We start from the raw sequence: 21,287 nt of genomic DNA on the forward strand, positions 1-21,287 counted from the left end.
ACTATAGCCCATCAATGTTCCAGGATTTTTTAAGAAATATGTACTTTATGTTAAGAAAAATGTGGGTAATGGATAGCCTTGTGGGAGAGGGGGTTGGGGGGTGAGGGGGCTGCGGTAGTTCAAGTATATGAAATAATAAGGAGGCGGAGCCTCCAGAGGAGCGTTCCCAGGCTCCGCCTGGGAACGAGGAGGCATTTCTCTTGTCCCCCCTCTCCGCAAGCGGAGAGGGGGTTAGGGGGTGAGGTTCTTCCCCCCTAAACCACATGTTCCGAAGCCAACCGGCACGGATAATTCGGATCGCCAGTTTCCACTTGCAGCGTCGCGTGATCGATGTCAAAATTATCGTGCAGCTCCTCACAAATCCGCGCTAAAAACCCATCTCCCGGAGAGCCCGCCGGCATCACCAAATGAGCCGTCAGCGCAATCTCAGTCGTACTCATCCCCCAGATGTGCAAATCGTGCACCCCCGCCACACCCGGTAACTCAGCCAAATAAGTGCGCACCGCCAGAGGCTCCACAGAAACCGGCACCCCATCCAGCGCCAGATTAACAGATTCTCGCAGCAGCCCCCAAGTACCCGCCACAATCGCCGCCACAATAATCAAACTCATCGCCGGATCGCACCAAAACCAGCCGGTGGCCAAAATAACCAAACCAGCAATCACCACACCCACAGACACTAAAGCATCCCCAGCCATGTGCAAAAACGCCGCTCGAATATTCAAATCCCCCTTACTCCCAGACATGAACATCAAAGCCGTCGCCGTATTAATTGCAATCGCCACAGCCGCAACACCCATCACCGCACCCCCAGCAACCGGATTGGGATCGCGCAACCGCTGAATCGCTTCCCAAGCAATTCCCCCTGTAGCCAGCAGCAGAAACGTCGCATTTAACAGCGCCACCAAAATCGAAGACCGGCGCAATCCGTAAGTGTAGCGCAGCGTCGGAGGGCGGCGGGAAAGCTCACTCGCTCCCCAGGCGAGCAGCAGCGCCAAAACATCGCTGAGATTGTGACCGGCATCCGCAAGCAGCGCCAGGGAATGTGCCAGCAAACCAAAAATTACCTCAGCTATTACTAGCCCGCTGTTGAGAGTAAGACCAATCCTAAAAGCGAGACTGTAATTAGCCGGTGCGTGACTGTGTTCGTGACTGTGATGGTTGTGATTCGACATCGCTCTACCTATTTTATATTTTGGATTTTGGATTTTGGATTTTCGCTTGTAAAACGGTAGAATTGTAGGGGGTGACGCTGGCGCGTCACCCACCGATTATTAATTTTTTCGGTTAACTCACGGCTGCTATAAACCGGGTTTCTTTAAGAAACCCGGTTTCTTAACCCCTGTCTTGAACAGACTTAATTTCAAGAGTTTCTTTTTTCGCATTTCCTTCCCCCAGCGATAGTCAGCAATAAGGAGGCGGAGCCTCCAGGGGAGCGTTCCCAGCCTGAGGCTGGGAACGAGAACGAGAAATTTCAAGAGACTGTTGGCGGCGCAAGAGGAAAACTGCGCAGATTGTGAGAGTCTCGCTCTACTCTTAGCCCGCGCAGGCGGGCTTCGTTTGTATAGCCGCGATTTCAATCGCCAGGAACCTAGCAATAAGGTCTAACCCCCTCATGGATTCGCCAACAGCATCTGGAAATCACAGACTGATTCTAGAACGGGCGCTCTCAATCGCTGCTCTCACCCGCTCAAACCCCGTACCGCCATAACTATTCCGAGCCGCAACCACACGCCTCGGCGCAATCGCCTCATAAATATCCCCCTCAAACGCCGGGTGCAGCGCCTTCCACTCCTCCAAACTCAAATCCTTCAGTAACTTCCCAGCCGCCAGACAAGTTTTCACCACCTTCCCCACCAGATTGTACGCCTCCCGGAAAGGCACTCCCTTCGCCGCCAAATAGTCAGCCACATCCGTTGCATTCGAGAAGTCTTCCGCCACCGCTTCCGCCAAACGCTCGGTGCGAAACTCTATCCCCTCGCGCAGCAAAATCGTCATTGCCTCCAAGCAAGCTCTCACCGTCTTAACAGTATCAAACAACGCTTCCTTATCCTCTTGCAAATCCTTATTATACGCCAGAGGCAGTCCCTTCACCAGCACCAGCAGCGCTTGCAAATGCCCGAAAACCCGACCGGCTTTCCCCCGCACCAATTCCGGCACATCCGGGTTCTTCTTTTGCGGCATAATACTGGAACCCGTCGCGCAACTGTCGGTGAGCGTCACAAAGCCAAATTCCTGAGAAGCCCAGAGAATCACTTCCTCAGACAGCCGGCTCAGGTGTGCCATAATTATACTCGCCGCACCGAGGAATTCAATCGCAAAATCGCGATCGCTCACCCCATCCAAACTGTTCGCATAAACACCGGCAAACCCCAGCAACTCGGCGGTATAATGACGGTCTATCGGGAAAGTCGTGCCGGCGAGCGCACCGCAACCCAGCGGCGAGATATCTACCCGTTTGAACACATCACCCAAACGCTCCCAGTCGCGCTGCGCCATTTCAAAGTACGCCAGCAAGTGGTGCGCCAAACTCACCGGCTGCGCCCGCTGCAAGTGCGTGTAGCCGGGAATCAGGGTTTCGACGTGCGTTTCCGCCAAATTCAGCAAAACTTGCTGAAATTCCCGCAGCTGCTCCCGAATCTGCTTAATTTGGTCGCGCAGGTAAAGCCGGGTATCCGCACCCACTTGGTCATTGCGCGAGCGCGCCGTGTGCAGCTTCTTCCCGGCATCCCCGACAATCTCCGTCAGCCGGCGCTCTACCGCAAAGTGGACATCTTCCGCATCTGTCCCCGGAGTGAATTTTCCCTCCCGGTATTCCTGGCGGACCTGCTCGAGACCGGCAGCCAGCCGCTCGCCCTCCTCCGCTGAAATAATGCCGGTTTTTGCCAGCATCTTGGCGTGAGCCACAGAGCCGGTGATGTCATATTCAATCAGTTCAATGTCAAAGCCAATACTGGCATTGAAGCGCTCTATTGCCGGATGCAGCGCCTTTTCAAACCGCTGGCTCCAGGCAGAAGTCTTTTGTCCTGTCATCCTAAATCCCCGTGATTAACGGTTTTAGGATAGAACCGAAAACCCTTTTTCTTCAGGGATAAAAGGGTTTTTTAAACTTTAATCTCCCAGCCGGCACGCCCTCAATAGCGAGTCAGCCCCCGAAACGCATATCCGACACCAATGCCAATCAGCAGCGCCCAGATTTGGCCGGTCGAGACAAAGTGATTCCAGGATCTCACCACCTGACCCCACAAATCGGTGTTGCTGACTTGCTGCGCTAGCACAGTTGGGCTCACCGGCAGCAGTCCGAGCAGTGCCGGCAAACAGTCGCCACCGGCAGCACCGGCTGCGATTGCCGGCAATTCGCTCAGTCCCACCATTTCCCCTCCTTCCCTATTCAGTAGGTTGAATCTTCATCACCACCAGAGTCATATCATCACCGTTGCGATTATTCGCACCGAGAAATTGCTGGACTTGCTCGAACAGATAGTCCAGAATCTCTTGGGAACTGGAGCAATGCTGGCAAGCCCACTGGAAAGCCGCGCTGAGATTCTCCTCATCGAAGCGATCGCCGCTTTGGTTAGCGGCATCCGTAAACCCATCCGTAAAATAAATAATCGTATCTCCTGGCTGCAGCTGCACGCAAGCTTCCTCATACCGGCTTTCCGCATCCAGCCCAATCAGCATGCCCAGAGTGTCCAGGCGCTTTATCGAGCCGGTGGAAGCTTGCCACAGCAGAGGGGGGTGGTGGGCGGCGTTGCTGTAAGACAGAATGCGAGTTTGCGGGTCATATTCTGAATAAAACAGCGTCACAAACCGGTGGGAATTTTCCAAATCCGCATACATCACCCGGTTGAGATGTTGCAAAATCCGCGCCGGCGAATGGCCGTTGAGCACCTCCGCCCGCAGCATCCCGCGCGTCATCGTCATAATCAAACCGGCGGGAACGCCCTTACCCATCACATCCCCAATCACCACACTCCAGCGACCGGCTGGATTGCCGCCGTGATTTTTTTGCCGCGCCCGGTCGGGGCTGGTGGGAATAAAATCGTAATAATCCCCCCCCACCCGGTTGGCCGTTTGGCAGCGAGCCGCCAGCTCAACCCCCTGAATTTGCGGGCACTGGCGGGGGAGCAGGCGCAGCTGGATTTCCGCCCCAATTTCCAGCTCCCGGTCGAGGCGCTCTTTCTGGCGCAGCTCAACAGTCAGCTCGTCATTTTCAATCGCCACTGCAGTTTGGTCAGCCACCAAGCGGACCAACTTCTGGCGCGTTTCCGTCCACTTGTAGTCGGGGTTGCGGCTGAAAACGTACAGGCGGCCCCGCTCGGCATTCTTCGCCAGGATAGCCGTGCCGAACAGCTGGACGTCTGGGCCCAAGCTGCGGCTGACGTGATAGTCCAGAGTTCCGGGGTTGGGCGTCACGGTGGCCGTTTTCGATAAGGACGCCGCAGCTTGACGGGTGGCGGCTTCCAGCGCTTGGCGGATATCCTGACACTGGCGGCCTTCCTGGCAGTGCAGTCGCTGCAGCCTCACTTGACCGTTTGGCTTAAACAGCACCAGCGCTCCCCCGTCCGCATCGGTCACCCGACTGGCCACCAAGGGGATCAGCTCCAAAAACTGATTGAGATTGTTAAAGCTGCGCAGGGCGAATCCCAGGGAACTCAGCAAGTCCTGGATTTTGTGCTGTTCGCGCTGCAAACGCGCCACCAGTTCTTTGAGGGCAAAAACCGGTGTCATGTCTGTAGGGGCGCAACTGTTGGCTGCGGGTGGGGAGGGTGATGGCCGGCGAGGCAGAGGTACAGCAGTCATCGGAGTAGGGGTAATTCAGGTGACGGGACGCTCTGGAAATCGGATTGGGTAGAAGGAACAGGGGAAGCCAGCAGAAGTTCCAAAGGCTTGAGGCGCAATTCACCTCACCGGCTCGCTACAGTCAGATTCAAGGAATTAGGCGATAGATCGCGTCTTCTCCTGTGCGCCCGAAGGGCGTTTGCAGGGTTGAGGCTGGCCCGGAGGCTGCCGGCCCAAGAGCCAGCAACTGAGCAGCATTTGCCAGTCTCTCAAGCCTGAGAGATAAACGGGCTTACAATTATAGCATGCCCCGGCAATTCTGTCAAGACCAGCCGGAGAGTTTTGACTGCGAGTCCTGCTATCCCACACCCGACATCGAGATCCCGCTATTACCGGATTATTGTACTTTAGTCAATTTACCTGGGAAAGGAGTATTTGCCGAATTATTCCGCTGGGGGGGTGGCGCGCCCGACTGGAGAGTTAAAAATTAGGGGCCTCAGGGGCTGGCCCTGCTGCTGCCCCCCACTAGCCACTGAGCAGGGCTTCCACAAACTCATAGCTGGAAAAGGGGCGCAGGTCTTCTACGCCCTCACCGGCTCCGATAAAGCGGATCGGCAATCCCAGCTGCTTGACCACCGCTAGAGCTACGCCTCCTTTGGCAGTTCCGTCGAGTTTTGTCAAGACTACCCCGCTCAGTTGGGCTACCTCGGAGAACACTTGAGCTTGGCGCAGGCCGTTTTGGCCCAGAGTGGCGTCCAAAACCAGCAGGGATTCAATTTTGGCGTCAGGGGCTTTTTTATCGATAATCCGCCGGACTTTGCTGAGTTCCTCCATCAGGTTTTTCTTGTTTTGCAGCCGTCCGGCGGTGTCAACCAGCAGCAGCTGCACCTCTCGCGAGCGGGCTGCGGCGATGGCATCAAACACGACCGCCGCTGGGTCGGTGTTCTGCCCCGGATTGGCAATCACTTCTACGCCGCTGCGCTGACCCCATATTTTTACTTGCTCTACTGCCGCCGCCCGGAACGTGTCCGCTGCGGCAATCAGGCAGCGGTAGCCTGATTTCTGGGCGATGTGGGCAATTTTGCCGATGGTGGTGGTTTTGCCGGCACCGTTGACTCCCGTCATCAGCCAGATGTTTAGCTGCTCTTTTTCAGGGGCGAAGGTGGGATTGTAGGACTTGCCGGTGGGCCGGTCGAGCATGTCCCGCAGGATTTTTTTCAGGTAGGCGATCGCCGAGTCGGGCGGTAGGGCTTCCTCTCGCAGCTTTTTCTGCAGGGAGTCAATAATATACTCGGTGGCCTCCACTCCCACATCAGCTTGCAGCAGCAGCGACTCAATCTCCATCACCGCTGCCTGGTTCAGCGGCCCTTGGCCCACGATGGCCTTCAGCTGGTTGATCAGGCTGCGGCGGGTTTTGTCCAAGCCTTGCCGCAGCTTCTTGAGCCAGGTAATTTCTTCAATGGAGATGTCATCGGGACGCCGCCCTTGGGCCGCCAGAACTTCCGCTGACCACAAGAACCCCTCGTCAAAGGCCAGTCCGGCCTCCTCTTCAGGAGCCTCTGGCACTGCCGCTGCAGGCAAATCCGTTTCCGGTTCCGGGGTTTCGACCGCTGTGGCCATTAGCCGTTCCAGTCGCGCTTGCCGGTCAGCCTCCGCTCTGGCCCAGAAGGGCGCAGGCTCTAGCGCCGGATCGAGTTCCGCTTCGGGTGCCCCGACTGGCTCAGCCGTGTCTGGCGCTTGTGTTTTCGGCTCTGCCTGCAAGACCTGCGTCTCTGCCACCGCCGCGTCAGGTTCTGCAACCAGCGCTGCGCTTGCCGGTTCTTCCGTCTCGGTGACGGCTTTGGCTGCGACTGCCGGCTCAGCCTTTTCAGGCTCAGCCGCCGCCTGCGATTCGGCTTCAGCTTCCCCCTCTGGTGCCGGGGGCTCAGCAGCCACAGCAGTTTTTTCCCCGGCTTGCTGCTGTTTCTGAATATTTTTGTACGCCGCTTTGGCCCAGAGCAGGTAATCTTCAGCGACAGCCATAGATTGTGCCGGTGGCGGCGCTGCTGGGGCGGCGGCTTCAGGCTGAGCGGCAGCCGGTCTGGCCTGCTCTTCTTGCGGCAGCTCTGGTTTATCGCTAAACTCGCGGCGGAACCAATTAAAAGCCATTACAATTCTTAAATTTTCTACCTTAGATTTTAGACTTTAGATTTTAGACCCTCACGAGTCCCTTGTTCCCACTGCTTTCTTGGCGCTCTCTGCGTCGAAAGCGGTTCCCTTTTCCCTACTCCGGGCTCGGAGCACCCTTGAGTTGGTCCGTCACGCGGCGCAACACCCCGTTAATAAACCGGTGCCCTTCCTCGCCGCTGTAGCGTTTGGCCAGTTCCACAGCTTCATTAATCGCCACCTTGTCAGGGATGCCCAGAAACATCATTTCTGCCACGGCAATCCGCAAAATATCCGCGTCAATGCGGGGCAAACGATTTAACTGCCAGTCTACTAGGGCGAGTGAGAGGGTTTCATCGAGCTGTGGCTTTTCGGCACTGACCTGAGTGAGAATCTCTAGGGCGTAGGAGCGAACGTCTTGCTGGTTGGCCAGGTAAATGAATTCCGGCAGCTCCACAGCCCCACCCAGCCGGTTAATCGCCGTTTGGGTCAGGTCGAGAGCGTCTTCAAGCATGGCTGTGGCGCTGCCGGCGGCATCCGCCCGCGTCTGGCTGCTCAGGAGGCGCTCGCTGCTTCGTTTCAGTTCGGCTGCGGCGGTTTCCAGAGTGTCGTGGACTTCCTGAGTCAGGGTGCGCACAGCCGCCAGCACCACATCTTGCAGCTGCTTCTGTGCTAGTTTATCCGGGGAACCGCTCAGCTGGCTGAGGCTGAGCAGTGCCAGTTCGCGGGCAATTCGTCGGGCTTGCATGGCGGCTGTTTTTGACCTCCGATTTTCGGTATTTCAATCTTCTTGAGCGGGTATGACTTGTCTGAGATTCTCAAAACGCAACGCTTCGAGTTTTCTTTCGGGGGTGGGAGCTGGCACCCCGACAATCGCGGAACTCGGGCTGACGATGCCGCCGGAGATGATCAATTTAAAGGCGTCCTCAACTGACATCGAGAGGTTGAGCACCTCATCTTCTGGGACAATCGCATACCAGCCGGTGGTGGGGTTCGGCGTGGTGGGGACGAAAATGCTGAGCATGGGAGTGGCCATCTTGGACTGGATGTCGCTGCTAATCGTGCCGGTGACGAAACCGATCGCCCACACCCCCTGCCGGGGATATTCCACCAAGATCACCCGGCGAAACTTGCTGTTAGAATCCTTGAGGATGGTTTCTAGCAGCTGTTTGAGAGTTTTGTAGACTGAACCTGCAAAGGGAATGGCTTGCAGGAGGCGCTCTCCGACATCGAGCAGCCACCGCCCGGCGATGTTGCGGGCCATCAGGCCAATCAGGAGAATGCTCAGCAGCGGCACAGCCAGCCCCACCAATAAATTCAGCAGATTCACTAAGATGGGATGGAGGCCATCAAAGGGATTGATCTGCTTGGGAATTTTGGTGAGAAAGTCGATCACCCAGCTGGCGATGGTAAACGTCAGCCAGATTGTCGTCGCCAGGGGAATCACCACCAACAGACCGGCAATCAGATCATTTTTTAAGTCCTGCATGAAGCGATTGGTCACGGATAGCCTACACTCCTTTAACTGGCTGTGGGTTAACTGGCTGTGGGAACGAGCTCGATCGCCGGTGCGAGCGCGGCTGCGGCTGGCCTTGCGGTCAGACCGGAAATTCACTGGCCCCGGCCTTTGGGCCAGCTGCCATCTAGTTTGCCTTACCTTCCCAGACACTGCACCTCACTCAGCTGAGCGGCAGTCCCCCAGAGCAATCTTCTTTATTTTGACAGATTTGTAAAGAAATCTTGCAAAACTGTGAGCCTGGGAAAGGGCTGTGCCGTCAGGCGTTCGTGTGGGTGGAGCGGGCATTCGCTGCGCCCAGGCGCTGCAGGCAGCCAGCTGCCGGCGGCGGACCGCCGGCAGTTGGGCGCAGCTGTGCGAGCTAAAAGCAATCGCACTCGCGCCCTATTGCCGGGGGGAGTGAGAGCGCCGAAAAGGGGGTGCCTCAACGACCGCACGAGCGCCTGTCTCCGTCTGGAGACTGGCGCGGGAACGCCCACCAAGTTCGGTTTTCCAGCTTAACGAGCAAGCTAGAGAATTCAATACCTTAAAATAATTATTATCAAATTTTTACACTCACCGGCAGCCCGGTGTCCTTTGCTTCCGTTAATGGCCAGAAATAGCCGTCGCCGAATCCACCGCTGATTCGGCTTTTGGGGCTGTGTGTGGGGTTGAAGTGGGGACTGGACTGTACTTCATTTCCCAGACTTTTAGCAAGATGAGATATTCGTAGAACGCCTGCAAGGCACACCAAGCAAAGCCGGCCTGTCCGTCCAGAAAGCCCCCCAGCAGGAAATACATGTAAAAAAAGCGCAGCAGGGGTCTGAAGGGCAAGCGCTGGGACAAGTCTTTCAGGGCGCGCCGCCTTTCCACTTCTGAGCTGCCAAAAAACAGGTGCCGCCAGTTGACGCTTCCTTTTTCCATCTGGCGCAGGGTTTCTGCAGCTTCGTCGGTGGAGTAGCGGTTGTGCTTTTCGATCCACCGGCTCAGTCCCTTGGAGCAAGTGTAGTGGGGGTAGGTTTCTTTCAAAAAGCTGGTGGGCCCGTCGCAGACTTCCCGCTCGGTATGGCCATAGTCTGTGAACCAGACTTTCTCCTTGCGGAACAGCCGCATCTGGTAGCGGGGGTACTGGGTGCTGCGGCGAATCCAGCGGTTCATAAATATCACTCGCTCGGCGATGTAGTAACCGATCTGCGCCTGAGACTGGATCGCTTGCAGGCACTCCGCAAACAGTGCCGGTGTCATCCGCTCGTCCGCTTCCAGAATGTACACCCATTCATGCAGCGCCGGCACCGATTGCAGCATCCAAGTTCTCTGCTTTCCGTGGCTTTCAAATGCGTGCTGGACAATCCGCACCGGATAGCGGCTGGCAATCTCAACCGTGCGGTCGCTGCTGCAGGAGTCCACCACAATGATGTCATCCGACAGCAGCGCTGACTCTATGCAAGCGGCAATGTCAATCTCTTCGTTGTGGGTCAGGATATAAATTGAGAACATTTCCAGCGACTTGCGTGAGGGTAAATGAGGGAACGGGTTCGGACGCACTCCTGAAGTCGGGCTCTCCACTTAAGCCCGGACAGGGCGAAAGTCAGTCAAAAGGCGATTGGCGCTCTGTTATTCGCCAGAGAGCGATCAATCGCTTTTCTACCGGCTCACACCCCCTGTCTCGCTTTAACCGGACAGAACTTTGTGCTGTCCGGCCAGCTGTCTCCGGCACGGGCGCAGACTCAGCGTGCCTTTTTGCGCCCGCCCCTCATATAGCCCAGACTTTTCAATCCCGTCCAGCCAATGGCCATATAGCCCGCTGACAGCAGCAAACTGCTAATGCCAGTCTGCAAGCCCGACTTCAAAGACGTAATTTGGGTCTGTTCTTCCAGCTGTTTCTGACCCGTCCGAATCCGCGCCAGTTCCCGATTTCTCAGAGCGTCAGGTGAGAGATTCTGCTCGATAAACTCATCGATCGCTTTAGGGTTACTCTTAGACGTCTCGATTAATTCTTTGATCGGAGCCGGAAGCTGCGGGTTTTGTAGCACTTCATCCCGCTTCTTTTCATCTCCTAATACTGCGCTAAACTGGGTTTTGAATTGATTTTTCTGCTTTTCAATTTCCGCTTGGACGTTCGCGTTCGCCAGTTGGGTAGTAATCTGGGTTTCAGCCTGAGATGCCCGCGTACTAATCTGGCCGAGCTTCTCAGCCCTGTCCAGCCGAACGTTGTTCAGGTGCAGGGGAAACAGCAGCAAGAAAACCAACCCTAGCAGGCTGGCCAGGCAAAGAACCCAGAATTTTATGTCCAGAAAAGAATTGCGGCTAACTTGTCCCCCACCGGCGTTGCTCTCAATTCCAAACCCAGAGAAAATGAAGGCCATACCCACCATCGGTATAATTCCCCGATCGACAAGCTGCGAGGTAAAGCCCATCTGCCACTGCCTGTCCAGGAAGTTCGGCGGAAACAGCAAAATTAAATAGTCAATCACAGAAGACACTATCAATATAATCCCAACAATCTGCAGAGCCCGAGCGGCTATGCTAGCAGGATTGCGGCTATCAATCGCTTTCATTTTGATTCTCTATGAGTTTCTTGTTGTCTACTTCATGCGTTACCGGATTGCTCTCCCGCCAGGGGGCGCTCCCTTGACAAGAAATCAAGTTTCTGCTATTGCATTTAGGTCAGCGGGCGGCGCAGCTCCCCCCCTCCCGGCGATACCAGCGGGCAAGGCGCTCCGGTGGCACCCCTAGGAAATAGGCCACAATCACAAGCTGGTTAATCAGTGTCGTTTTCAGCACCCCCAGTTTCTGCCACCTGCGCCCGGATGTTACCACCGGCATTGCTACAATGTTAATCTTTCCCAAACGCCGCAACTGAAGCATCAGCTGAAAATCTTCCATAATCGCTGTGTCGGGAAAGCCAGAGCAGCTGCGGAACACTGGGGCGGGCAGAAAAATGGCCTGGTCGCCGTAAGGCATCTGAAACAAGCGCGAACGCCAGTTCACCCCGATTTCAACCAGCCGCAGCACCGGCTGTGGGGAGTCAATCCGCAGTTCAAAGGCACCGGCAATGGCACCTGGCGTGGCGAGTGCCTGACGCACTATCTCGTCGAATCCCTGGGGCAGGTGCGTGTCGGCGTGCAGGAACAGCAGGATGTCGCCGGTGGCTGCAGCCGCACCGGCATTCATCTGGCGGGCCCGACCTTTGGGGGCAGAGATAACCCTGACGCCGGCTGACTGCGAAACCCCGACTGTTTCGTCCTCACTGCCGCCGTCTGCTACTATCACTTCCACACTATCAGCTAGCTTAGCCAGTTCTAGTGTTTTCTGGATCGCCCCCGCTTCATTGAGCGCCGGCACGATAATCGAAATTAAGGCTTTTGCATTCCCCCCCCAGCACCCGAGAGCGGCGCACGATAGGGCTCCCCCTTCTGAGCTGGGGCTGGGTGAGGGGCTGGATTTTTTGTCTGGGGGAAATATGATTTGGGCGCGGTTTTCTAAGATAGCCAGATCCTCCGGACGGTCAATATCTGCCAGCTGTTGCAATTTGCTTGTCGTCAGGTTGAGCCGGTCTGCCTTGGCTGCGGTCTGCTGCAAGACCAGGCCGGTGCCCCAGGTGATGCCGGTGAGCAATTCTGGCACAAACCGGCGCAGTCCGATTAAATAGTAGCCTCCATCTGCTGCCGGTCCCAAAACTAAGTCGGACGTCAGCAGCTGCTCGAAGGCTGTCCCGAGCACCCTGGCGTCCAAGTCGGGGCAGTCCGTCCCAATGATAGCGGCTCGCTCTGCGCCGTTGCTGAAGGCTTCCTCAAAGGCTCCCGACATTCGCGCTCCCAAGTCCCCCTCCCGCTGATGCCGGCAGACTGTCTCATCCCCCAGCCAGTCTCGCATCAGTGCTTCGCCGCCACCGGCAAACCAGACTTCTACTGAAACTGACCGGCTCGCTTGCAGCTCTCTCGCCTGTGTCAGGGTGTGCTCGGCCAGGTGCCGGTGAAGTTCGGCAGCTCCCTGCGCTCCCAACGCCGGCATCAGCCGTGTCTTGGCCAAACCTGGCTCTGGATAGCGAGTAAAAACTATCAGGCATTCCCTGCCGGTGCGTGCGCTTTCCACTCTCTGCCCCTTCTTGACTCTGAACTCTTTCCAGTTTAAAATCTCTAGTCCGACTGTCTCCTGGATCGCCTCGCCGGCCATGCCTCGCGAGAGCGCTCATTTTACATTTTAACTTTTGCTTTGTCATTTCGGAAATTTTGAAATAAATTTTCAATCCCCTTTTTTTGATATTTTCAGGCTATTTTAACGTATTTTTACCCCCTTAAATCAGTTCAAACAAACTGGGCATTCGCCAGGGTGATAATGTCAGATTAATTTTCCGAATAAATTCAACAGCCTAAGGGTTTTTAGACCCCTGCGTAACGATTTGGCAACTCTAGCCGTTCTAAAGAGTTTGTGAAAATAGCTCTCTTTTCCTTTCTTGGCGCTCTTGACGTCTTGGCGGTTCATTAAAAAAAATAATCTTCCCAACTCAAGACCAAACCGCTATAGAGCGAAATCCAGGGGAAAATCTCCGCTCCCTTGAGCGTTTAAATCCCCTCAGATCCTCAAGCAGCGCGCAGGGCAGAGCAGTTTGGCAAAAGGAGGGAGATCCAGGCCCTTGCCGGCACCGGCTCCCAGGCCAATTGTAGCGCGGAAGGTCGCAAGTTTGATGTGGGACAGCCGCCGGCAGCTGAGCGCCGGCAGGGTTTTGGGCAGGGGCAGCAGCAGTCGGTCTGCTTGAGGGGCTGTGGCGAGCAGGGTGGAGCTGCAGGCGTTGGGAGATCGGGAGAGATGTGGCCAGCAGCGGCGGGCCGGGAAAGAAGGAAAAAAGACACTGCTGGAAGTGTCACACAGGGGTGAGGCGACAGGGGGACAGTTGCGTGTGTAATGACACTAGCCATCTAAGTCGCTGCGCGAATGAACAAAATCGTAGAAGTATTGCCAGCTCCCGGATCGCTGACTCAGCGAGCCCTCGAAGTTGTCCTGAGCAAAATCACCGCCGCTGTGGAGGAGCGCCACCGCTGCACTGTGGCCCTTGCCGGTGGCAGCACGCCGAAGCCGCTGTATGAAGCTATCGCAGCCCAACAGCTGCCCTGGGAAAAAATTCATGTCTTTTGGGGCGACGAGCGCTATGTGCCGCCGCAGCACCCGGACAGCAACCAGCGGATGGCTCGGGAAGCTTGGCTAGACAGGGTGCCTGTGCCGGCGGCAAACATTCACCCCATGCCGGTGGGCGCATCTGACCCAGCCGCCGACGCCGAGAAGCATGATGCCGAGTTGCGGGAGTTTTTCCAGGTGGGGGCCGGTGAGTTTCCGGCTTTTGACGTGATTTTGCTGGGGATAGGGGACGACGGTCACACGGCGTCCCTGTTTCCCCACACAGAGGCGCTAAAAGTGACAGACCGGCTGGTTGCGGTGGGCAACAAAGACGGCCACCCCCGCCTGACGCTCACAGTGCCGCTGATTAATAGCGCCCGCTGCGTTATCTTTATCGTATCGGGTGCCGGCAAGCGCTCTGCTTTGGCTGAGATATTTGCGCCGGCAGCTGACGAGTTCACCTATCCAGCCCGACTGATTCAGCCGCAAGGGGAGCTTTGGTGGCTCCTGGATGAGGCGGCAGGGCAGGATTTACAAAGAAAATCTTAAATTCTGGCCGCGCCGGAGAGCAGTTGGCTCAAAACTCCTCTACGATCATCTCGATGGGAGGAAAAATTCTTATGATTGTCTGCCCAAATTGCAACCACCAAAACCCCGATGGAGCGATCCAGTGCGAGGCTTGTTACACACCTTTACCTGCTATGAGTAGTTGCCCTAATTGTGGCGCAGCCGTTCAGTCAGATGCGACATTCTGCGGACAGTGCGGCTATGACCTGCGCTCAAATGAATCGTCTCTTCCTCCCACAGTTGTAGCTGCCTCACCGCTTGCCCCCACAGTGGCTGCGCCACCTCTGCCAGCCCCCGATCCCCTGGTGGAACCCGAACCGTTAGTTGCTGGGGCCGCTTCTGCCAGAGTTCCCAGCCCGAGCGCTGGGGAATCTACCGTTGCCACCCCCCCGCCGGTACCACCGGCACCCGCCGCAGCGCCACCAAGAGCCGGTGGCAGTTCCAAGACTGAACTGCAGGTGCAGACCGCTAAGTTGCTGCACCTGCAAACTAATAAGGAGCTGGAATTGCCACTGCATTTATCGGTGATTCATATCGGCAAGCCAAACGACCGGATTCCACCGGATATTGACGTGTCGGGATTTCCCCATTCTGAGGTGGTCTCTCGGATTCACGCAGATATCCGGGTGGAGGGAGATGGTTACTACATTGAAGATGTGGGAAGTTCCAATGGCACTTACATTAACAACTTTCCTCTCCCGACCGGCAACCGGCACCGCTTGCGACCGGGAGATCGCATTGCCCTGGGTAAAGGAGATATGGTGACCTTTCTGTTCCAAATTTCTTAACAAGGGCGCGCCCAAAAAAAAGAGGTGCTAGGGTAAGAGCAGAATGCCTTTTAACTCCGTAAAAATAAGATTTTGTGGGAGCCGGCATTCTGAAAAATCCTGAATGGGGGTGACAGGCAAAAAGCCGGTCATCCCCTTAGCGGTATCTATATAACGGATATGCTCCCGTGATTACACTAATCTTGCAGCATCCACTTCAGTCTATCCCGATTCAAAGCTGGTCTTTTGAGGACGACGCTGTGATTCGGATTGGACGAGCCACCGACAACCATGTAGTGCTTTACAGCGCCGTTGTTTCCCGCCACCACGTCGAGTTGCGACGGCGGGGCGCGAAGTGGGAAATCATTAACTTGGGCACGAATGGCACCTACCTGGACGGCAAGCCGGTCGCCTCCGCCCCTGTTGCGGATGGGATGGTTATTCATCTCGCTCGCTCAGGTCCTAAAATTCAAATTCGTCTCGGCAAAAAAGCGCTGGAGGAGCTCAACGCTATAGCAGCCGAGGAAACGATGGCTCAGGAAGTCACCGCCACCACCCCCGTGGAGGTTGAGCCCGTCCGGGAGGACGAAACAACTACGATGGAAATGAACAGTCTGAGAAAGGAAAATAGCGTCCACTGGCAATAGAAACATCCGCACCACCTGCAAGGCCATCGGGGAGTCCTCTCCGCAGTTGGGTGTTGTGCGGTGCATCCGAGAACAGCAGCACCTCGTTGGGCGCTTTGGGGCGCGGAAAAAGCTCTGGTGGCGGCAGGGACAATTTAGACCGGGCCTTACGGGAGGCAGTGGCTGGCAGGTCACTGGCAGTTTTAGGCAGAATAAGTTTAGGTGCGAACCCGCTAGGATATATTAGGTATTATCTCTTAGCTATTCGCTCTCAGTTAACAAGGTAACGTATTTAGGAGTTTGGAGATAATGGCAGATCAAAAAGTCATTAAGCAGAGTGAGCTGATCAACCGGCTGGTGATTGACCGCACGAGCACCGAAGAGGTTGGGCGTGCCGATCAGCTGTGGCTAAATCCCCAATCCCACCAAGTCGTGGGGCTGGCGTGCAAGTCAGGATTTCTGGGCAAAAATAAACGGTCGTTTACCTGGGCGCAAATTGAGAGCATTGGCGCTGACAGCATTATCGTCAGCCTCAGCGCGGGGGGTGAGGACGCGGAAAAGCCGGAGGGGGCAATCTCCGGAATTGGGTATGAGGTGTGGACGGATGCCGGCAACAAGGTTGGCAAGATCGTCGATTATCTCTTCGTTCCCAACACCGGCGCTGTCGTCAGCTACCTGTACAGTTCCAGTGGCTGGCGGGGGGTTTTGGAGGGGATTTACCTGCTTTTCCCAGCAGCGATCTCCAGCGCCGGCAGCAAACGGGTCATTGTGGCAGAGGCAGCTGTCCAAAACCCCCAGCACTATGCCGAGGGGCTGTCTCAAAAAATTGGTCAAGCGGCAGAATTTCTCAAAGAAGACTGTGAGAACACCCTGGAACATTTGGAGAATGCAAGGCGCAGGGCAGTCGATGGAACTCAGGGCGTCAAGCGCGGGGCTCAGCAGCTGGCTGAGGAACTCCAAGAGAAAGTTCAAGACGTCAGGGAAAAAGCCACAGAAGGGGCGCAAACTTTCGCTGAGCAAGCTAAGCAGAAAGCTCAAGCGGCGCGCGAGCAAGCCGCAGAAGGGGCGCAAACTTTCGCTGAGCAAGCCAGACAGAAGGCTCAAATTGTGCGCGAACAAGCCGCAGAAAGTGCGCAACATCTGGCTGAGCAAGCCAGACAGAAAGCTCAAGCGGCTCGCGAACAAGCGCAAGCAAAAATCGCTGAAGTGCAAACCCGCCGGCAAGAGCCTTCCCCACCGGCTTCTATCGAGATTGCCGACGGCACGACTCCTGAGAAGCCGCCTCAATGAGCCTAACATTTCTATTAGTATTCACTTAGGTTAGGACAGTAGGAAGGACGCTGTCGCGTCCCGCTTCGCTATCGGAGGGAACGCCTGTCCTGCACCTTTTTTTTAGCACAGTATAGCAGCAGACAGTTAGGTGAGGACGTTGGATCGGAAGGAACGCCTGTCCCTATCCCTGCTAGTAAGTCAGAGGCCCTGTCCTTAACTGACTGTCCATTGCTACAGGATCGGAGGGAACGCCTGTCCTACGCCTTTTCCCCTAGGTCACTGATGTCCTAACCAATATGACTGCTGCTATACTGCTATATAGACGTAGGGCAGGCGGGACGCCCCCCTGAAGGTCTAATGTTCTAACCTAAGTGCATACTGCTATACCCCCTAAAAAACGGAGAGAAAGCTCTCCGTTTTTTTCGGGAATATCATGTCCTGCTGTTTCAATTTCTTTCTAGGGGAGGGTTCACCTGCAATATTTATAGCGCAGCGAAGAACTGCAATAAACCCGCCCCTTTGACTCGCCCCTACCACCAGCGACAGCAGCAGGCACGAGCTAATAAGCTTTACGTTTTAATGGGGTCTGCCGGCTCTAAAAAAGCCATTGTTAAGCCAGCCTGACTCAGCTGCATGCGGTAGAGTGCCGCCAGTTCTTGACGCCCTGACCAAACAACGGCTTGACCTTCACGGTGCACCCGGTTAGTGAGTTGCCAAGCGCGTTCGCCCGTCATGCCCGGAATGTACTTCATCAAGCACTCACTGACGTGATTAAATGTGTTAAAATCGTCGTTCAGCAGGATCACCAAGTAGGATGAGCGATCTGACTCAACCGTTTCTGGCTGATCTCTCACCAGGGAGATAGAGGAGCCCCGAAACGTGTAAGTCATCTCTCTCGCAAGCGCGGGATTGAGCTGAACAGTTCGGTCGTAATCCTCTACCGCCCCCTGATAGTCTTCTAGCGTGTGGCGAGCCTGACTCCGACCGGCATACGCCTCAGCGAACTTGGGATTGATTTCAATCGCCCGCGTGTAATCTTCAATCGCTCCCTGACTGTCGCCTACAACCGTGCGGGCGTTAGCTCGCTGGAAGTGCGCTGCAGCACTATTTGGATTGTTCCCCTCAGTCAGGAGGTAATTTTCCACGGCTAGGGCTGCAAAATGCTCTTGCAGCAGCCGGTGCGTGAAGATGTAGCCGCCGCCAACCTTTTGCAAAAAGGTGCGCTCTGCCGCCCAGTCCAGGAAACGGGCTAAGTTCCAGGGCGCATTCCCATTCTTGTACAGGATAAGGCGCAGGATCGAGTGCTGAATGCAGGCTGTCCCTCCTTTACTAAATCCCAGGAATAGCCCCACAATCCCTGCTGTAAACGTTGAGACACCCAAGACATACAAGTCCGGGCGCAGGACAGCATTAACCAGCCCCGCGCCCCCAATCAGGCAAAGCCCCGCTCCCATCATCCCAAAAGTTATGGCATTTTTCAGCGACTGCCAAATTCCCTGATTGGGAACCGTTGTTGTCTCGACAGCCGAGCCAATGATGCCACTAATCAGTGCGCCGCTCAGCCCCACAACCAGCCCCCACACAAGGCCGCCACTCAGCCAGCCGCTGACCCCCGCAATCAACCCAAAAGGAAGCCATTTTTTAACATTATCCCACGACCATTTCAGGCTGTCAACAGGTTTTATGGGTTCTAGTTTGGCGCTCAGCCCAATAATTATCCCGCCCACTATTCCACTAATCAGCCCGCTCACCGGCCCGACAATTTGCCCGGCGCTGGCAGCAATCACCAGCCCCCAAATCAAACCCACAACCAGCTGCACTCCTAGGGTGTATGTCCGGTAAGCTTTCGGTTTTCGTTTGCCGGTCCCCAGAAAGGGAAGTGCGGGCCCGCTCTCCAGGTTTATCTTGAGCCAGCTCGGCTGAATGCGCTCGATTAAAAGCAAGGTTTGAGACTGCTGGGACATCCTGTAGGCTATCTGGCTCAGCCAGTGCAGCGATTGCGGCTGTGAGTTGGGCCCGCCCGGCAGCCGGCGGGCCAGCATCCGCTGAATGTAAGCGTTAAACAGGTGTTTGCGCCGCTCTTGTGTGGAGTTGAAACCGGGCAAGTCTCCAGCAGACATCCCCTGGTAGGCGAGGGTGATGATGCTCAGCATCAGGGGTGTGGTGACGATCTCTCGCAGGGCGGCGTCTTGCTCGAGTGCGGTTTTGACTGCAGCCATTCCCGAACCGGCATCTGCGAGATACTGCTGAATTTGCGCTGGGGTGAGTGGCATCAGGTAGATGGCACTTTGGAATTGCAGACGTTCGGGAAGGACTTCGTAGTCTCTGAGGCGGCTGCACACGACGATTTCGGCTCGCCCGTATTCCTGGCAGAATTGATTGAGCGCCCGCACGCAGGATGGGCGCAGCTGCTCTCTGACTTCATCTAAGCCATCGAGCATTGGCATGAGCTGCTCAGTCGCCACCCAAATGTTAGCGATTTGTTTGGGGATGTGATACTGTGCGTGAAGTTCTTCTACCAGCCAGTCGGCGATGGGTTGCTTTTCATCTATCCAAGAGGATAGGTTGAATACAGCGGGAACCGGCTGGTGAGTGTCTTGCTCGGCGTCTTCGATGAGATGGCGGGTGAGATCCAATAAAGTTGTTGTTTTTCCTGAACCCGGTTCGCCTAGAATGACTAGGGTGCGCCCCTGTTCAATTTCATCCAATTTGTCGATGATTCTGGTGCCCGGCGGCAAAATTTCTCTGGGAGTGTCTGCGGTTTCCCACCTCACGCCCCAAGGACACTCTATTGCGTCTAGCCGCTCTTGCAAACCGAGTTCAATCAGCGCCCTGCCGTGCAGTGATTTCTCCAGCACACCTCTGATCCAGTAATTTTTGACCTTGTTGAGCAAGAGCTGGCGGTTGCGGTAACTGTCTCTCGATAAAGAACCTGCCACGCTCTGCTGCAATTTCGGCTTTGGGGATGGCTTTTGAGTCATAGACCCCTCTGGCTAAAAGTTCTCTCTTTTGCCGTTGTAGCACGATTCTCCAGAAGAGTGGAACTCGGCGTCAGGAGACGGTATTTCTACTTAGGCCGCACCCCACCGGCATCGCCTCGCGCGCTGCCGGCTTCCGGGGCGATGGGGGAAACCGGCTGCCCTGTGCGGGTTGCAGCCGGTGGGGTGTTCTGATGCCGGTGGCTTCTCGACTTGCGCCCAAAGCCGGTGCCAGCCGGTGGGCGCAATTAAGCCAAGACTTGCGCAGCGACACTTAATGTGGTGTGGGGTGGGTTACGCTAGCGCTAACCCACCCTACAGATAGAGGGTTTGCGTAAGTCCTGTAAGCAAGACAAAGGCCCCCCTCACAGAGCTGGCTTCTCAATCTTGAGCGTGCCGGTGGCACCCGCACGAGGGCCCAAAGCCGCTGTAACTACTTCACAAGGGCTTGCAGTGGCCCTTGCGGGTTAATAATGTCTGCAATCTCTGAGGGTTTGATGGTGACAGTGAGGGATTGTAGCGCAAAGGTGTCGAAAATGTCAAGGATTTCTAACCCCTCTTTGTCTAGAAAAAAGATGTATTTGCTTTTCGGCTTAAAACTCTTGGCTGCCGCCGGCTCTTTGGCTGCCAGCTTCTCCGCAATCAATTTGTTGACCTTTTCGGCGGATGCCGGTGCCGGTTTAAACAACTCCTCGTAACTGTAAGCTTTCCCATCCTGAAGATTTATCGTCACCGCTTTCGCTATCTTGGAGGGATGGGCGGCTCCCTTCAACACCCCCAGTCTCTTGTCATAGCGAATGCTGAGGATATTATCTTTATTCACCCCAACTAAATAATCCCCCGACTCGGTGTAGGTATAATTTTGGCCGGCAAACTCCTTCTGGAGCTTCTCAGCACACTTCTCGACATCAAACGGCTGAAGAAAGTCCTGCTGCGATTGCAGGAATTGCTCCTTTAAATAAGCGTTAATTTTCGACTGAACCTCAGGACTGGCTAGCCCTTTTACCTGAGGGTAGCTGACTTCTATTTTGCACAGGCCATTCTTTGACTGCTGCCTGTACTCAACTTTTTCAATTTCAGCTGTTTTAGTCGCTTGAGCCGGGTTTTGGGTGGGTTGGGAGGTGCCCGATGCCGGCGGTTGGGGCGAAGTCGCCTCTCCAGAAGGAGATTGAGCCGCCGGCTGGCAAGCTGCGAGAGTCAGGCAAAGAAGTAAAACAGCCTGTTTAAAGCGCATAATGTTTCTGGTTTTCGAGGAATGTGGCCGACGCATATTCGCATTTTGGGAAATAATTATAGCATACTGGAGCCAGCAAGTCGCGTGCCGGTGCCGTTTGTAGTTGGGCTTTAGCCCAAAGGTTCGTAGTTGGGCTTTAGCCCAAAAGTTTGTAGTTGGGCTTTAGCCCAAAAGTTTGTAGTTGGGCTTTAGCCCAAAAGTTTGTAGTTGGGCTTTAGCCCAAAAGTTTGTAGTTGGGCTTTAGCCCAAAAGTTTGTAGTTGGGCTTTAGCCCAAAAGTTTGTAGTTGGGCTTTAGCCCAAAAGTT

At 55.5% G+C, this 21,287-nt stretch carries 18 protein-coding genes and 1 pseudogene; 5 read left to right on the top strand and 14 right to left on the bottom strand.

Translation table 11 applies throughout. The features are described from left to right. Nucleotides 1-254: 254 nt before the first annotated feature. The 7 genes from OSC10802_RS0105695 to OSC10802_RS0105725 form a co-directional block, all read right to left on the bottom strand. Nucleotides 255-1,175 carry a cation diffusion facilitator family transporter gene (locus tag OSC10802_RS0105695; protein ID WP_017715820.1) on the bottom strand — a complete coding sequence of 307 codons (921 nt, stop codon included), beginning with the start codon at nt 1,173-1,175 and terminating at the stop codon, nt 255-257. A 466-nt stretch (nt 1,176-1,641) separates the two neighbouring features. Continuing rightward, nucleotides 1,642-3,033 (bottom strand): argininosuccinate lyase, encoded by a 1,392-nt coding sequence (argH, locus tag OSC10802_RS0105700; RefSeq protein WP_017715822.1) that lies wholly within the window; start codon nt 3,031-3,033, stop codon nt 1,642-1,644. A gap of 101 nt (nt 3,034-3,134) precedes the next feature. Continuing rightward, entirely contained in the window at nt 3,135-3,374 is a 240-nt protein-coding gene (locus OSC10802_RS0105705) for a hypothetical protein (protein ID WP_017715823.1), read from the bottom strand. A gap of 13 nt (nt 3,375-3,387) precedes the next feature. Beyond that, nucleotides 3,388-4,803, bottom strand: a complete 1,416-nt coding sequence (locus OSC10802_RS0105710) for a PP2C family protein-serine/threonine phosphatase (protein WP_026098202.1) — start codon at nt 4,801-4,803, stop codon at nt 3,388-3,390. Nucleotides 4,804-5,307: 504 nt separating this feature from the next. Next, nucleotides 5,308-6,930 carry a signal recognition particle-docking protein FtsY gene (ftsY, locus tag OSC10802_RS0105715; RefSeq protein ID WP_017715825.1) on the bottom strand — a complete coding sequence of 541 codons (1,623 nt, stop codon included), beginning with the start codon at nt 6,928-6,930 and terminating at the stop codon, nt 5,308-5,310. A 115-nt stretch (nt 6,931-7,045) separates the two neighbouring features. After that, nucleotides 7,046-7,675 (bottom strand): transcription antitermination factor NusB, encoded by a 630-nt coding sequence (nusB, locus tag OSC10802_RS0105720; protein ID WP_017715826.1) that lies wholly within the window; start codon nt 7,673-7,675, stop codon nt 7,046-7,048. A 33-nt stretch (nt 7,676-7,708) separates the two neighbouring features. Beyond that, on the bottom strand, nt 7,709-8,431 hold the full coding sequence (locus OSC10802_RS0105725; RefSeq protein ID WP_026098203.1) for a DUF502 domain-containing protein: 723 nt from the start codon (nt 8,429-8,431) through the stop codon (nt 7,709-7,711). 246 nt (nt 8,432-8,677) lie between these two features. Between OSC10802_RS0105725 and OSC10802_RS48915 the strand changes: the two genes are divergently transcribed. Continuing rightward, entirely contained in the window at nt 8,678-8,944 is a 267-nt protein-coding gene (locus OSC10802_RS48915) for a hypothetical protein (RefSeq protein WP_155967403.1), read from the top strand. 84 nt (nt 8,945-9,028) lie between these two features. Here the strand turns inward: OSC10802_RS48915 and OSC10802_RS0105735 are convergent, their stop codons facing one another. The 3 genes from OSC10802_RS0105735 to OSC10802_RS56320 form a co-directional block, all read right to left on the bottom strand. Continuing rightward, a complete protein-coding gene (locus OSC10802_RS0105735) occupies nt 9,029-9,919 on the bottom strand; it encodes a glycosyltransferase family 2 protein (protein ID WP_017715829.1) in 891 nt (296 codons plus the stop codon). A gap of 230 nt (nt 9,920-10,149) precedes the next feature. Beyond that, complete coding sequence (hpsJ-B, locus tag OSC10802_RS0105740; RefSeq protein ID WP_017715830.1) at nt 10,150-10,980, bottom strand: hormogonium polysaccharide biosynthesis protein HpsJ; 831 nt, start codon at nt 10,978-10,980, stop codon at nt 10,150-10,152. 109 nt (nt 10,981-11,089) lie between these two features. Continuing rightward, a complete protein-coding gene (locus OSC10802_RS56320) occupies nt 11,090-12,517 on the bottom strand; it encodes a TIGR04283 family arsenosugar biosynthesis glycosyltransferase (protein WP_044170505.1) in 1,428 nt (475 codons plus the stop codon). 840 nt (nt 12,518-13,357) lie between these two features. On the opposite strand from OSC10802_RS56320, the gene pgl reads away from it, so the two are divergent. From pgl to OSC10802_RS38825, 4 genes are all read left to right on the top strand, one after another. Then, nucleotides 13,358-14,086 carry a 6-phosphogluconolactonase gene (pgl, locus tag OSC10802_RS0105750; protein ID WP_017715832.1) on the top strand — a complete coding sequence of 243 codons (729 nt, stop codon included), beginning with the start codon at nt 13,358-13,360 and terminating at the stop codon, nt 14,084-14,086. Between the two features lie 71 nt (nt 14,087-14,157). Continuing rightward, nucleotides 14,158-14,892 carry a double zinc ribbon and FHA domain-containing protein gene (locus OSC10802_RS0105755; RefSeq protein WP_026098204.1) on the top strand — a complete coding sequence of 245 codons (735 nt, stop codon included), beginning with the start codon at nt 14,158-14,160 and terminating at the stop codon, nt 14,890-14,892. Between the two features lie 167 nt (nt 14,893-15,059). Further along, nucleotides 15,060-15,518, top strand: a complete 459-nt coding sequence (locus OSC10802_RS0105765) for an FHA domain-containing protein (protein ID WP_026098205.1) — start codon at nt 15,060-15,062, stop codon at nt 15,516-15,518. Between the two features lie 288 nt (nt 15,519-15,806). Continuing rightward, entirely contained in the window at nt 15,807-16,787 is a 981-nt protein-coding gene (locus OSC10802_RS38825; protein ID WP_017715835.1) for a PRC-barrel domain-containing protein, read from the top strand. A gap of 551 nt (nt 16,788-17,338) precedes the next feature. Here OSC10802_RS38825 and clpS read toward each other — a convergent pair. The 4 genes and pseudogenes from clpS to OSC10802_RS0105780 all read right to left on the bottom strand — a co-directional run bounded on the left by clpS (nt 17,339) and on the right by OSC10802_RS0105780 (nt 20,981). Continuing rightward, nucleotides 17,339-17,659 carry an ATP-dependent Clp protease adapter ClpS gene (gene clpS, locus OSC10802_RS54080; protein ID WP_255349186.1) on the bottom strand — a complete coding sequence of 107 codons (321 nt, stop codon included), beginning with the start codon at nt 17,657-17,659 and terminating at the stop codon, nt 17,339-17,341. A 1,353-nt stretch (nt 17,660-19,012) separates the two neighbouring features. Further along, nucleotides 19,013-19,750 (bottom strand): annotated as a pseudogene (locus OSC10802_RS54085) (NACHT domain-containing protein); the annotation flags it as partial. A 70-nt stretch (nt 19,751-19,820) separates the two neighbouring features. Continuing rightward, complete coding sequence (locus OSC10802_RS48920; RefSeq protein WP_198525069.1) at nt 19,821-20,021, bottom strand: hypothetical protein; 201 nt, start codon at nt 20,019-20,021, stop codon at nt 19,821-19,823. 159 nt (nt 20,022-20,180) lie between these two features. Then, a complete protein-coding gene (locus tag OSC10802_RS0105780) occupies nt 20,181-20,981 on the bottom strand; it encodes a DUF4163 domain-containing protein (RefSeq protein ID WP_017715837.1) in 801 nt (266 codons plus the stop codon). Between the last annotated feature and the right edge of the window lie 306 nt (nt 20,982-21,287).

The sequence above is a fragment of the Kamptonema formosum PCC 10802 genome (assembly GCF_000332335.1).
GTDB lineage: Bacteria > Cyanobacteriota > Cyanobacteriia > Cyanobacteriales > Oscillatoriaceae > Oscillatoria.